Annotated in this window: 11 protein-coding genes and 1 pseudogene; 5 read left to right on the top strand and 7 right to left on the bottom strand. The window is 61.7% G+C overall.

Going from position 1 to position 13,594, the window contains the following annotated elements:
• Positions 1-57: 57 nt before the first annotated feature.
• The 6 genes from AB8B20_RS29080 to AB8B20_RS29055 all read right to left on the bottom strand — a co-directional run bounded on the left by AB8B20_RS29080 (position 58) and on the right by AB8B20_RS29055 (position 5,719).
• Complete coding sequence (locus AB8B20_RS29080) at positions 58-402, bottom strand: hypothetical protein (RefSeq protein WP_439070636.1); 345 nt, start codon at positions 400-402, stop codon at positions 58-60.
• 91 nt (positions 403-493) lie between these two features.
• Positions 494-1,867, bottom strand: coding sequence for a sensor histidine kinase (locus AB8B20_RS29075; protein ID WP_439070635.1), 1,374 nt, complete (start codon positions 1,865-1,867; stop codon positions 494-496).
• 93 nt (positions 1,868-1,960) lie between these two features.
• Positions 1,961-3,079 carry an RNA polymerase sigma factor RpoH gene (rpoH, locus tag AB8B20_RS29070; RefSeq protein WP_244558540.1) on the bottom strand — a complete coding sequence of 373 codons (1,119 nt, stop codon included), beginning with the start codon at positions 3,077-3,079 and terminating at the stop codon, positions 1,961-1,963.
• A gap of 58 nt (positions 3,080-3,137) precedes the next feature.
• On the bottom strand, positions 3,138-3,575 hold the full coding sequence (locus AB8B20_RS29065; protein WP_439070634.1) for a hypothetical protein: 438 nt from the start codon (positions 3,573-3,575) through the stop codon (positions 3,138-3,140).
• Between the two features lie 124 nt (positions 3,576-3,699).
• Entirely contained in the window at positions 3,700-5,082 is a 1,383-nt protein-coding gene (locus AB8B20_RS29060) for an ATP-binding protein (RefSeq protein ID WP_439070633.1), read from the bottom strand.
• Positions 5,042-5,719 (bottom strand): response regulator transcription factor, encoded by a 678-nt coding sequence (locus AB8B20_RS29055; RefSeq protein WP_231081042.1) that lies wholly within the window; start codon positions 5,717-5,719, stop codon positions 5,042-5,044. Before AB8B20_RS29055 ends, AB8B20_RS29060 begins: the two co-directional genes overlap by 41 nt.
• Positions 5,720-6,592: 873 nt before the next feature.
• Here AB8B20_RS29055 and AB8B20_RS29050 point away from each other — a divergent pair.
• The 4 genes from AB8B20_RS29050 to AB8B20_RS29035 are packed head-to-tail and all read left to right on the top strand — an operon-like array spanning position 6,593 to position 11,091.
• Entirely contained in the window at positions 6,593-7,669 is a 1,077-nt protein-coding gene (locus AB8B20_RS29050; protein ID WP_439070632.1) for a type III polyketide synthase, read from the top strand.
• A 4-nt stretch (positions 7,670-7,673) separates the two neighbouring features.
• Positions 7,674-8,411, top strand: a complete 738-nt coding sequence (locus AB8B20_RS29045) for a methyltransferase domain-containing protein (protein ID WP_439064283.1) — start codon at positions 7,674-7,676, stop codon at positions 8,409-8,411.
• Positions 8,408-9,556: an NAD(P)/FAD-dependent oxidoreductase gene (locus AB8B20_RS29040; protein WP_439070631.1), complete on the top strand. Its 1,149-nt coding sequence runs from the start codon at positions 8,408-8,410 to the stop codon at positions 9,554-9,556. Before AB8B20_RS29045 ends, AB8B20_RS29040 begins: the two co-directional genes overlap by 4 nt.
• Positions 9,553-11,091, top strand: coding sequence for a DHA2 family efflux MFS transporter permease subunit (locus AB8B20_RS29035; RefSeq protein ID WP_439070630.1), 1,539 nt, complete (start codon positions 9,553-9,555; stop codon positions 11,089-11,091). Before AB8B20_RS29040 ends, AB8B20_RS29035 begins: the two co-directional genes overlap by 4 nt.
• Positions 11,092-11,228: 137 nt before the next feature.
• Here AB8B20_RS29035 and AB8B20_RS29030 read toward each other — a convergent pair whose 3' ends face one another.
• Positions 11,229-11,531, bottom strand: a complete 303-nt coding sequence (locus AB8B20_RS29030) for a DUF3551 domain-containing protein (RefSeq protein ID WP_439070629.1) — start codon at positions 11,529-11,531, stop codon at positions 11,229-11,231.
• A gap of 858 nt (positions 11,532-12,389) precedes the next feature.
• Between AB8B20_RS29030 and AB8B20_RS29025 the strand changes: the two are divergent.
• Positions 12,390-13,380, top strand: a pseudogene (locus AB8B20_RS29025) (IS110 family transposase).
• The last annotated feature ends 214 nt before the right edge of the window (positions 13,381-13,594 follow it).

Genomic DNA, 13,594 nt, shown 5'->3' with positions numbered 1-13,594 from the left:
TGTCCGTACGTGGAATAATTCTGCGACTGCCCCTAAGCGCCGTGTGAAGGCAGAACATCAGCACCGGCAGATGTTCAGCGACTTGTCGAGCTGCTCGTCCAGCAAATGCTGCTGCGCATCGAACTTCGAAAGTCGCTGCTGTTCGTCCGCGTTCGCATCTTCGTCTGACAGAAAGCCATTCGGGGTCGGCTGGGCATGCCCCACCGGAGCCGGCAGGGGTTTCGATGCAACGATGGGTTCACGGGCCATCGCGGCATTCGGAGCTGCTGCGATGGCGATCAACGCGATGAAGACTGCCGACACTACTGGCATGAGATTTGAGCGCATTTGATCATTCCTTCCTTGACGCCCGACCGGATTGGCAGTCCAGCGGCGCGCGACAGTTGGGTCTTCGGAAGACATAATGATGCGATGCGGAGGGCCAACTAAATAACGATTTAGGAAACGGCGCACCGAGCAACGGACAGCGATCTCGCCGCGATGTGATCGCGATCTAGACTTTTGTCTCGGAAGCGTCAGGGAATCCAATTTCGATCACGCACCCCGCCCCCGAAAAGATCGTCAACCGAAAGCCGTGCAATTTGGCAATCGTGGCAACAAGAGTGAGGCCAAGCCCAAGACCTGGTGTCTTGCGAAACGCATCGGAGCGGTAGAACCGCCGCAGCACCGCACTGCGCTCGTCTTCGCTTATCCCCGCGCCGGTGTCCGTGATGCGCAGGATACTCTCGCCGTCGCCGGACACGGTCGTGATCTGGACCTGCCCACCCCGCGGCGTGAACTTGACGGCGTTATCGACCAGATTGGCGATCGCCTCCATCAGCAGGTCACGATCTCCCTCGACGATCGGGGTATGAACGATATCGATGCGCAACGTGATGCCCTTGTCTTCGGCGATCGGCGCATAGAGATCTCGGACCTCGTGCAGCAGTTCCTCCAGTGCGACCTTGCCGAATCCGGTGGAGCGACGGCTGTTCTCGATCTCGGCCAGCCTTAGCAGTGCTGCGGCAATCGCCAGCGACTGGTCCATGCTCAAGATGGCCTTGTCGACCACAGATCGCAGTTCGGGCAGCGTCCTGGCGTTGTTCCGGCCGCGCTCCAGGGCCAGGCGTGCCCGGGTCAACGGGGTCCGCAGGTCGTGCGCGATGTCATTGCCGACTCCGGCAATCGTGTGGATCAACGTTTCGATCTCGTCCAGCATGCTGTTGACCATGGCGGCGAGCTGAGTGAACGGATCGCGGCCGCGATCAACCGGGAGCCGTTCATGCAGACTACCCGCCACGATGCGCTGAATGCGCTCATTAACTCCGGCGATCCGACGTTCGGCACGCAGACTGAGCAGTGCGCCCAGCGCGAGGCATAGCAGCAGAGCCGGGATCAGACCGAGAGCCAGAGCCTGGCTGACAACCATCGACAGCTGAATCGCTTCATCGACATAGCGGCCGATCACCAATATTTCGCCGTCCGGCAACTGCTGGCCGATGGCCTGAACGGTTAGTTGCTCCGGGCCAGCGGGGCGCGGCCTTATGATCTCGACGGTCTGCACCGTGGCGTCCAGCCGCAGCATCGCCGGCGGGCGCTCAAGATTGCCGGCGACCCGGCTTCCATCTGCCCGGAACAGGCCGACGAAATGCACGTCGCGCGAATCCTCGCTGAGTTGAAGATGAAGCGCGTCGAGCCTGCGTTCATTCGGCAATGCCGCTACCGTTTGCAGCTGCAAGGCGATGACATGGTCGGAGCGGGTCACTAGCAGGCGGTCGGTCTTCCAATAGATGAAGCCGAACAGGACCAGCACGAACAAAGAAAGTGCGACAGCCGCGACCGTAGCGGCACGGAAGGTTGAACTACTCGCAAACTCGGCCAGATTCATCGCGTGAGCGGCCCGTGAGGGATATTTGGGCCGCCAACATAACGGATTTCCCACGCTTGCGCGATTCGTCATCGTCCGCCGGAATGACGCAATTCAATGCGTTGCCAGCGCCGGGGCGCGGGTGTGACGTCGATCGTGCGAAAGCTTGCGCGCCGCCGACTGCACCTTCTCGAACGCCCGCTGCTCGATCTGGCGGATTCGCTCGCGCGACAGCCCATAGTGCTGCGCGAGGTCTTCGAGCGTATCCGGCTCGTCGACGAGATGACGCGCCTCGAAGATGTGCCGCTCGCGCGCATTGAGTACGTCGATCGCGCGCACCAGAACCTGGCGGCGATGATCGATTTCGTCCTGCTCGACCGTCATCAGTTCTGGCGTGGGCGCCTGGTCGATCAGATAGTCTTGCCACTCGGCGGCACCCTCGTCATCGTGCACCAGCGCGTTGAGCGAAGCATCACCGCCGAGCCGACGGTTCATGTCGACGACATCCTTCTCGGTCACGCCCAGATCGCTGGCTATCAGCGTCACCTGGTCGGGCCGCAAGTCGCCGCCTCCCAGCGCCGAAATCCTGCTCTTGGCCGAACGCAGCTTGAAGAACAATTTCTTCTGACTCGCGGTGGTGCCAATCTTCACCAGCGACCATGAGCGCAGGATGTAGTCCTGGATCGCCGCACGGATCCACCACACCGCGTACGTGGAGAAGCGGAATCCCTTGTCCGGGTCGAACCCGTCAAGGGCCTGCATCAGGCCGAGATTGGCCTCCGACATGATCTCTGACAGCGGCAGGCCGTAACCACGATAGTTCATGGCCACCTTGGCAGCGAGGCGTAAGTGGCTGGTGACAAGTTGCTCGGCTGCAGCACGGTCGCCGTGATCGCGCCAGCGTATCGCCAGCACGTATTCCTGCTCGCGTTCGAGCATCGCAAAACGCCGGATATCGGTTCGGTAATTCAAGGCGGTGCCGGCTGCCGCGGGCGACCGCAGCCCGATCGGAGCCGCCAGACCAGACGCCGGTGTGGAATATTCCGTCGACGTTCCATCGGTATTCATATCAGCCCCTCCGCTATGATTGATCTGTTGCTGATCAATGTCCGGGGCCGATGTCACGGCCTTTGCGGACGATCCTGAAAAGATAGCGGCGGCGATCACGGGAACCATTAAATTACAGGTTAAGGATATAAATTCGAATTCAGATTCGGCTTGCGGCACGAACAAGGCGAGCGTGACGTGGCTTCCGCAACGTCACGCCCGCGATGCCTTGCAGGACGGTTCGTTAGCTGCAGCCGGCGACCCAAGGATAATGGTGGGGATGCAGCGGGCCGTAAACATACGGACAGCCGTAGCCGTAATCATCGTAGTAGCCGGGGAAGCCGAAGCCACGGCCGGTATGTCTGACGAGGTGATGTCCGGCAAAAGCGTGCGATCCGAATCCGCCTCCTGCGAAACGCTGGCCGCCTATTCCGCCGAGATGCTCGCCGCCGATTCCACCCACATGACCGGCGGCAATGCCTGCTATATGGCCGCCGCCGGCTCCGAAGCCCCCCATGTGACCAGCACCGAAGCCACCGCCAAAGCCGCCCATATGGCCGCCACCGCCGGCGAAACCACCTCCGTGGCCACCTCCGCCGCCGCCGCGTGCATCAGCGGCGGTGGCTAACAGGCTCAACGCCAGCGCAGCCGTTGCGAGTACCTTGAATGTACGTCCTTTCATGATCTCATCCTTTCCATCGAGGCCGTTGTTGCCGAAAGCGCCCATATGGCATCGAGGCAACAGCGCGATCTACGAAACATGGTGAGGGGACACGGCGAGACGACTAAAATGTCCTTCAGACAGATCACCTTTCCGGCAATGGACAGGCGATCTCCGCGACGCAGCCGGGACCGGTCGACAGCGTCAACCGGAATCCATGCAGCTTGACGATCGCGGAAACCAGGCTGAGGCCAAGACCGGTGCCAACAGTCCTGCGACTCTTGTCGGAGCGATAGAACCGCCGCAGCACTGCTTCACGCTCGTCTTCTCCAATGCCGGGTCCGGTGTCCGATATTCTGACAATGACATCGCTGGGCCCTCGCACCAGAGCCAACCGGACGCATCCGTAGGGCGGCGTAAACTTGACCGCGTTATCCACCAGGTTGATGATAGCCTCCTGCAGCAGATCGCGGTCGCATCGGACAATGGCATCGTCCTCGACATCGACGCGCAGGCTGACCTGCTTGTCTTCAGCGATCGGTTCGTAGAGGTCGCAAGCCTCACGTAGTAAACCCGCCAGCACCACATCGCCGAATCCCCTGCGGTCGCCATAATGCTCGATCTCTTGGATACGTAGCAGGCTGGTGACAATGGTGAGCACTTCGTCCACGTCAGTGATCGCGCGGTCGGCGACCGCCTGCAGGTCCGCGACCGTCGAGGCATTGGCGCGGCCGCGCTCGAGGCCAACGCGGACACGGGTCAGTGGCGTGCGCAGGTCATGCGCGATCTCGTTGCCGGTCCCTGCCATTTCGGTGACCAGCACCTCGATCTCGTCGAGCATGCCGTTGGCGATGATGGCCAGCTTATCGAAGGGGTGGTCGAGGTTGGCCGTGGGAAGTCGCTCGCGTAGGTCGGCATCGATAATGCGCCTGACCTGTGCATGGAGTTCATCGACACGACGCTGCACCCGCAGGCTGAGCACGCCACCGATCGCCAGACTAAGGGCGCCCGCCACCGGCAGACCGAGCAGCAGGGCGCGGCCGATCGCCGCCGCCAGTTCTTTGAGCTCGCCGCTGTGGCGCGCGATGACCAACACTTGGCCGTCAGACAAGCGACGACCGATGGCGCGCACGGACATCGACTCCGGCTTATGCGGATCGATCCTGATCACCTGCGTCGCATGAATCCGCGCGTCGATCGCCAATTGCGGTGGAATATCGCGCAGATTGCCGGCAATCCGTTTTCCGTCGGCGGTGAACAGACCGGCCAACCGGGTCCGACGCGGATCCGCCGCCAGGCGGTCCTCGATGGCGATGACCCTGCGCTCCGGCACGTCCGAAGCGATCGCCTCGCTCGCCTCCGCGATCGAAGCGTCCATGTCGGCCCGCATCGAACTGCCAGCCTCCCAGTACACGAAGGCTGAGAACAAAAGAATGCAGAGCGCGATCGCGATGGACGTCCACCGGAACGTCGTCGTGCGGACGAAATCAGGAAGGCGCACGAAGAATAAATCCTGCGCCGCGGACATTGTGGATCATCGGCGGATCGCCCGGCGTGTCTACCTTGTGCCGCAGCCGCCCCATATGAACGTCGACAAGATTAGTGTCCGGGACGAATTTATAATTCCAGACCTCCTCCAGCAACATCGCCCGCGTCAGTAGCTGCTCGTTACGCTGCATCATGTATTCGAGAAGGCGGAATTCCCGCGGCAGCAATTCGATCTCCCGCTCGCCACGCCGCGCTGTGCGTTCGATCAGGTCGAGTTCGAGCGGTCCCACCCGCAACATGGTTTCCCGCGTTTCGATCGGACGGCGCAACAGAGCCTCGATCCTCGCCACCAGTTCGACTATCGCAAAAGGCTTGGTCAGATAGTCATCGCCGCCCATACGTAATCCGCGGACGCGATCATCGACCGCTCCGAGCGCGCTCAGGATCAGTACGGGCGTGCGAATTTGGTCATGCCGCAGCGCCTCGACGATGGTGAGTCCGTCCATTCCCGGTAACATGCGATCGACGATCATCAAGTCCGGCTTGATGAAGCGGGCCTTGTCGAGTCCTTCGATGCCGCTCGCCGCATGTTCGACCTCGAAGCCGCGCTGCGTCAGTTCGGCCGCGAGTTCCTCAGCGGTCTCAATGTCGTCCTCGATCAGCAGAATCTTGGTCATCTGGAGTATCTCGGGCACCGTTTGATCTGAAGACACGACAAGGTGCGACCGCGCCGTAGCATAGCGGAAAACGTCGTCATTTTGTCGAAAGTCGGTCATTTCGTCCATCCGGTCGGTACAAGCCTCACCGCTGCGACAGGGACCAAGGATCCCGGGATCGCGTACGGCGTTGCTCCGGCATCGGTATGCCGTGTCGCCATGATCTGCCGGGCCAGGCCGCGGAGCTTTTCTTCGTGTCCGCAGCAGAGCACAGCCTGCGCCATGTCGATTGCGTCCGGCTCTCGCGATACCAATCCCGCAATCACATCCTGATCCCTACCCGCCATCGGCCGGAGATTGATATCAGCGACCATCTTGTCGGACGCAGAACAGCTGTTGAGAGCGAGCGGACTCGCTCCAATGAACGCGGCTGCAGTGGCCGGGCGACGCTCAATCGCTGCCGATTGAAACGGCGGCGACTTGTGCGGCGGACGCGCCACCGCAAATGCGGTTGCAGCAAGCAACAGCGATACCCCTAGCGAGATCACACATTGTCGAACGAACGACGTCAGAATTCCAAGCATCGACCCACCTGCGAGCGCCCCTTACTGATGCAGCAGTCATCGGAACGCGCCCAGCCGGACGGCGGACCAATGCCCACAACATCTTCGGAAGGCTTGTGTTCTTCAATTAAATACGAATTTAACTTGCGACGCAGCGACGTCCCATGCGCAACGATTGCCGGCCAGACACCGCCATCGCCCCCCGGCAGCGGCCGAAGCAGAGCGTCGGTCGATTCTTAAATCGCAATTTAATCGCTCCGCGGACTTTCTTCGCTATCTCGACCTTCATCGGCCGGCGCTCATTTCGGCGGAGGCATACGGAGGGATTCCCTTGCCAGCAGTTTATATCAATCGTGTCGCAACGGCTGTGCCGCCTTACGACGTTCATGACGCCTTTCGCCGCTTCGCACAGTCTACGCTCCATCTGGCCAACCCGCGTCAGGCGCGGCTGTTCGAACGCATGGCCGACAAGTCCGGTATCGAGCACCGCTTCTCGTGCCTTACGCCGAGCAATCGACCGGAAGGCGACCATTTCGATGCCGGCGGCTTCTATGCCCGTAGTGGTTTTCCCGATACGGCGACGCGGATGCAGCAGTATGAGCGGCACGCGCCCGAACTGGCGCAAGCCGCCGTCGATCGCCTGCATCTCGGAGCAGATCGTGACCGCATCACGCACTTGATCATCACCAGTTGCACAGGTTTCTCCGCGCCCGGCCTCGACCTCGATCTCATCGCGCGTTGCGAGCTTCCAACGACGGTCGAACGTACCGTTATCGGCTTCATGGGCTGCTACGCCGCCATCAACGCCCTGAAGCTGGCCTATCACATCGTCCGCTCCGAGGCGTCGGCGCGCGTACTGGTCGTGAACCTCGAACTCTGTACGCTGCATCTCAAGGAAAACGCCGATCTCGAGCAGATGCTCTCGTTCCTGCTGTTCGCCGACGGTTGCGCGGCAAGCCTTGTGAGCGCCGAGCCGTCCGGCATCGCACTCGACAGTTTCCGTGCCATGCTGGTCCCCGATACCCGCGATCTGATCACATGGAACATCCGCGATGCCGGCTTCGACATGGTTTTGTCGGGACGCGTTCCGGCCGTTATCCAGGACGGCCTACGGCGGAGCGCCGATGAAATCCTGGCTGGAGCGCCCGCGGCGGCGGTCGACCTGTGGGCGGTGCATCCCGGCGGCCGGACCGTTCTCGACGCGGTGGAGCGAGCCTTCGCGCTGGCGCCGACCGCACTGTCGGCGTCGCGCGACGTGCTGCGCCGTTATGGAAACATGTCGTCGGCGACGGTCATGTTCGTGATCGAGCGACTGATGCGTTCGGGCGCACGCGGCCGCAGCGGGTGCGCAATGTCGTTCGGGCCCGGACTGATCGCAGAAACCATGCTTTTTCGAACCGCGGCCTGAGCCCATGAGCACATTCAGCACCACCCGCGCTGCAGCGACGGACCTGTCGCAGCGAAGTACCGAAGCCGAATGGCTGGACAGCGCCGGCGCAAGTTCGGAAGAGCTCGAACTTGTGCTGCGCGACCTCGCCCGCTTCAACGGCGCGATGCTCGGGCACCGGGCGGTGATCGCCTGGCTGGACGCCGCCATCCAGCGGATACCTGAAGGCACCGAGCTCACACTCGTCGATGTCGGTTGCGGCTATGGCGACCTGCTGCGGGCGATCCGCAGCTGGGCCGCCGGGCGCGGCCGGCAGATCAAGCTGATCGGGCTCGATCTCAATCGCGAGACGGTCCGCATCGCGCAGTCGGCGACAGGAAACGATCTCAATATCGAATATCAGGTGATGGACATCTTCAATTTCATCCCGCCCTCCCCCATTGACTTCGTCGTCAGTAGCCTGCTCACGCATCATATGTCCGACGAGATGATCGTGACGTTCCTGCGCTGGATGGAGAGGACCGCGCGACGCGGCTGGATGATCTACGACCTGCAGCGCCACCGGGTGCCGTTCCATTTCATCGGCCTGATGGGCTGGCTGACGCGGCTGCATCCCATCGTCATTCACGACGGCCGGATCTCAGTTGCGAGAGCCCTCACCCGCGCGGAATGGACGGCGCGGTTACGCGATGCCGGGATCGCGCCGCGCGTGGTGCGCCTGCGATGGTTCTTGTTCCGCTTCGTGATCGGACGTGTGCGATGATTCAGGTCGAGACGATCGTCATCGGCGGCGGGCCGGCCGGCAGCGCGGTGGCCTGCGGTCTGGCCAGGTATGGCCACGACGTCATGCTGATCGAGCGCACAGCGACCTCCCAGCATAAAGTGTGTGGCGAATTCCTGAGCGTCGAGACACAGCTGCTGTTACGGCGGTTGGGCGTCGATCCGCTGGCGCTCGGCGCGGTACCGGTCGATGAGGTGGCGCTCTATTCCTCGCGCCGCAGCGTGACCTCGGCACTACCGTTTCGCGGGCTGTCGCTGTCGCGCTATCGACTCGACGCCGCGCTGCTGCGACACGCGCATTTCAGCGGCGCACGCCTGCATCGCGACGTGACGGTGAAATCGGCGAGACCCGATGGATCCGGCTGGCTGGTCGTGTGCGACAACGGCCATACGGTTAGTTGCCGGAACCTCGTACTGGCCACCGGCAAGCTGGGTCTGCGCGGCATCGACGACACACGCGACGGCTCGCAGGTCGGGTTGAAAATGCACCTGCGGCCTGCCCCCGACGTTCGCCGAGCGCTCGAGGGCCGGGTCGAGCTTTACTTTCTGGAGGCCAGCTATATCGGCCTCGAACTGGTCGAAGACGGTATCGCCAACCTCTGCTTGGTGCTGCCGGGTAAAGCCATGAGCCAGTTCGGATCCGGCTGGCCCGCGCTGCGCAACCATGTGGCGGCGGCACTTCCCGCACTGGCGGAGCGGCTGGCAGACGCCGAACCACTGTGGGACAAGCCGAAGGCCGTGGCCTGTCCCAGCGGCGGACATCTTCATCGCGAGCGAAACACTGCAGCCTATCGGGTCGGCGACCGTCTCGCCCACATCCCGCCCTTCACCGGCGACGGCCTTGCCATCGCCCTTGGATCGGCCGCGCTGGCAGTCGCGCATATCCGGGAGGGCCTTTCACCTGATGTGTATCTGGCGGCCGCGCGAAAACTCACGGCCGGTCCGATCCGGCTGGCGAGCATCGTCTCCTGCCTTGCCGGGCATCGCATCAGCCGAAACCTGATGTTCGCCGCGGCCACGCGCGGCCCGGGCCTGATCGGCTCGATCGTCCGCCGCACCCGGTTGACCCGCGCGATGGATGGCCTTGACCCTGCCGTGCTGCCTGCCCCGCCGCTCGTAAGCCCATGACGACCCTGCGCACCGAGCTGCCCCTCGCGGACACCCGGACATGGCTCGGCTTTGTCCTGATGTGTCTCGGGATGTTCATGGCGATCCTCGACATTCAGGTGGTCGCAACATCGCTGCCGACCATTCAGAATGCCCTCGCCATCTCCCCGGAGACGATGAGCTGGGTCCAGACCTCCTATTTGATCGCCGAGATCATAGCCATTCCCCTGACGGGCTGGCTGACGCATGTGCTCTCGATGCGCTGGCTCTTTGCCTCCGCCCTAGCGCTGTTCACGCTGGCGTCGATCGGCTGCGCCGCGAGCGGCACCTTCGCCGCCCTCGTGTCGTTTCGTGTGCTGCAGGGATTCGCGGGCGGCACGCTCATCCCGGCGGTGTTCGCCGCAGTCTTCCTGCTGTTCCCGCCGCGCAGCCAAGGCATCGCTACGACGATCGCCGGCATCGTGGCGGTCCTGGCGCCGACGGTCGGACCTGTGGTCGGCGGCTGGATCACGCAGACCTGGTCCTGGCACTGGCTGTTCCTGATCAATGTCGTTCCCGGGCTGATCGCCTGCGTTGTGGCGCCTCCTCTGCTGCCCCGGCAGCAGCTGAACTTTGGCGACGTTGCGGAAATCGATTGGCGGTCGCTGGTTCTGATGGCGATGTCGCTAGCCACTCTGGAGATCGGACTGAAGCAGTCACCCCATGATGGCTGGGTGTCGGTCACCTGCACGGGCCTGTTCACAATCAGCGCGCTTTGCGGCGGCCTGTTCGTCCGACGCACATTGCGCGCTGCCCATCCGGTCGTGCAGCTTGGCCCGTTCCGAAATCGCTCATTCGCGATCGGATGCGCGTTGAGCTTTTGCCTGGGCGTGGGCCTGTACGGCTCGGTCTATCTCATCCCGGTTTTTCTGGCTTACGTCAGGGGTCACGACGCCCTGCAGATTGGTTCGACGATGCTGGTGACCGGTGCCGCGCAACTGGCGATGTCGCCCATCGCCGTCGCGCTGGAACGGCGACTCAATGCGCGCTGGCTGACCGCTGCAGGTTTTGCGGTGTTTGGTATCGGACTCGCCCTCAGCATGTTTCAGACCCGCGACACCGATTTCAACCAGATGTTCTGGCCACAGATCGTTCGCGGCATCGCTATCATGTTCTGCCTGTTGCCGCCGACCCGCCTGGCGTTGGGCTCGCTGCCGGAAGCGCAGGTGCCGGCAGCGAGCGGCCTGTTCAACCTGATGCGCAATCTGGGCGGCGCGATCGGCATCGCGCTGATTGACACCATCCTATACAGCCGCGCCCACATCTACGCCTCTGCGTTGCATATGCGGTTGTTATCGGGAGACCGCACGGCGGCAACGGCCATTGGCCTCGATCCCGCATTGCTGACAAGCGGTCTCTCCGGCCCACCCACTCCTGCCATGGAAGCCCTGGTCCGGCCCACGATCGAAAAGACGGCCTTTGTCTGGAGTGTGAACGATGCTTGGGTGATGCTGGCAGCAACGGCGCTGCTTGCCGTGCTGCTGGTGCCATTCGCATGGGGCAGGCGCGAGCGGTAGTTCGGCCCGGGCGAGCGGCGCTACCGCCGCTATCTCGAGAAGCAAAATACACGTTCCACGGCGTACCCTTCTTCAAGATGATCTCGTTTCCCGCACAAGAGATTTTATCGACCGGGCCGGGCCACTCGCGAAGGCGCTCAGTACCGGGCACGCCACCCGTCAGGCGTTCGCTCATAACTACCGCGGAAATCGATGTTCTCCACACAGTTGGCGTGCATGTCGGCCGCGGCCTGCAGACATTCCTGATAATCATAGTAGCCGCAGATCTGCGGTGCGCCCCCTGGACCATTGGATGAGCCTGGCAACAGACAGAATGGCGACGCGTCACGGTGCAGTGGCGTAGCTTCGGCGGGTTGCGATCTCAGCGCTGCAAACGAAAGCGCGACGGCAATGGCAAAGGCCGCGGTGAGATACCTGGGTTGTCGATCGAAAATCATCATTCATCTCCATCTGCTGTGAACCTCAAATCGTGCCGCTCGTGGTCCCGCAGTCGCGTCGATCGGAAAATCGCGGTTGCAAAGCCTGCGAGACGGGCAGCCGAGGGCTACGTTTCCGAGATCATCGTGCGCTGGAAATGGAAGATTTTCTTCGCACAGGTCTCATACAGAAGAGATAGGAAATTCTATGTATTTCCCGAATAAATACGTGTTTAACTTTCGAACGCGCTTGGAGCGCCCCGATCGACGTTGCGCATGAAGGTCTGACTGACAGCGGGAAATCGACCTCTGGAATTTCCCGCAAGGTTTTAAAGAGGGTGCCATCATCTTCGGCACAAAGCAGCCATTCACGCTGAAAAAAGGGTAACTAATGCGGATGGAGGTTCTGCACTTGATCAAGGCAGATCAGGTCGAAGCACTCCTTGCCCGTCACTTACTGGCTAGGGCTCACGCCTTCCCCCGTGCAAACTTGAGGGTGTATCGACGCAGGTCGGATCACACCTACATTTCACACCACGGCGCGATGCCAACGGATATTGACGTGGTTGTTGTCCGAGAGGGCAAGAACTGGAAGGGCGCGCGGTAGGTTTTGTGCTCGGAACGATAGGTTTGGAAAAGTATTTTAAGACTCAGTCAAAGCCCCCGAAATTCATAACGGTAAAGAGTAGCTCAAGAAGTCCGCGTGCGTTTGTTTTGCACCTAGCAACCGTTGGCAGTCTGCACTCGGGCCAATCGCAACCGGTGTCATTTGGCACTTCGCTGCCCCCGAATTTTCCGAAGGTCTGCTAATGGGATGGACCGGCTGCTTCTCCCGCGCGGCAGTCGGCCTAGACTGCTGCATTTCAACCGGAGAAGCAGCCCATGGATACGACCATTGCGCCACTCGCCTCGATCGGCATCGATATTGGCAAGGAAGTCTTCCACCTCGTCGGATTCGGCACCGACGGCAAGATCGCGTTCCGTCGCAAGATCAAGCGACTAGCCCTTGTTGAGACGTTCAAGAAGCTGCCGCCATGCATCGTTGGCATGGAAGCTTGCCTCAGCGCCCACTTCGTCAGCCGCGCCTTGCGACAGCTCGGCCATGAGCCGCGGATCATTCCGGCGATCTATGTGAAGCCATTCGTGAAGGGGCAGAAGAACGACTACAACGACGCTGAGGCAATTGCCGAAGCTGCTTTAAGGCCTAACCTGCGTACCGTCCGGGAGAAAAGTCAGGATCAGCTTGATCTGCAGGCCTGCCACCGGGTTCGCTCTCGGCTGGTCTCCCGCCGAACAGCGACCATCAACCAGATCCGAGCCTTCCTCATCGAACAGGGCATTGCCGTGCGAACCGGCTCGCGCGCCTTGCGCACCTCACTATTCGAGATTCTGAAGAACCGCAAAGACGAGATGTCGCCACGCATGAGCGATCTGATCATCGGGCTCCATGAGGACTGGCTCCGGCTCGACGAGCGCATAGAGACGACCACGCGCGAGATCGAGGAGATCAACGGCCGTTGTCGCAGCGATCGGCACGGGCGAGGCTTTCAACCGGGGTCGGGATTTTGGCGCCTGGCTTGGGCTGGTGCCTCGACAGTACAGCACCGGAGGGCGCTCGATCCTGGGCGGCATCTCCAAGCGTGGCAGCCGATACCTGCGAACCCTCTTCATCCAGGCTGCCAAGGTCCTTTTGATGCGACCACAGAACTGGCGGAAGTTCAGCTTCGGAGAGTGGCTGACCAATGCCGCGCCGAGGATGCATCGCAACAAGCTCGCCGCCGCTCTGGCCAATAAGCTCGCCCGCATTGCCTGGAGCGTGCTCTATAGCGGAAAGACCTTCGACACCCACAGACTTGAGGTCGAAACCATCTAGGCTATCGACCTCCAAATCAGTTCGCGATTGAGAAGCTGCATGGAACGGATCGATCGACGTGCCCAGAGCCTGGTGGCGCAAATGGTTATTCGAAAACCTGTCCGCTAATGAGGCCAAAGGTGCGTGCGTATCCCCATCAAGGCCACGGCCCGCGAGCCGATCAACAGGCCGGATACATATCAGCGACTTCCGCTATCCACGCAAACTTTCACTT

This window comes from Tardiphaga sp. 866_E4_N1_4, assembly GCF_052076075.1.
Taxonomy (GTDB): domain Bacteria; phylum Pseudomonadota; class Alphaproteobacteria; order Rhizobiales; family Xanthobacteraceae; genus Tardiphaga; species Tardiphaga robiniae.
Note: the sequence above shows the minus strand (reverse complement) of the source record. Positions and strands in the feature narration are given on the sequence as shown.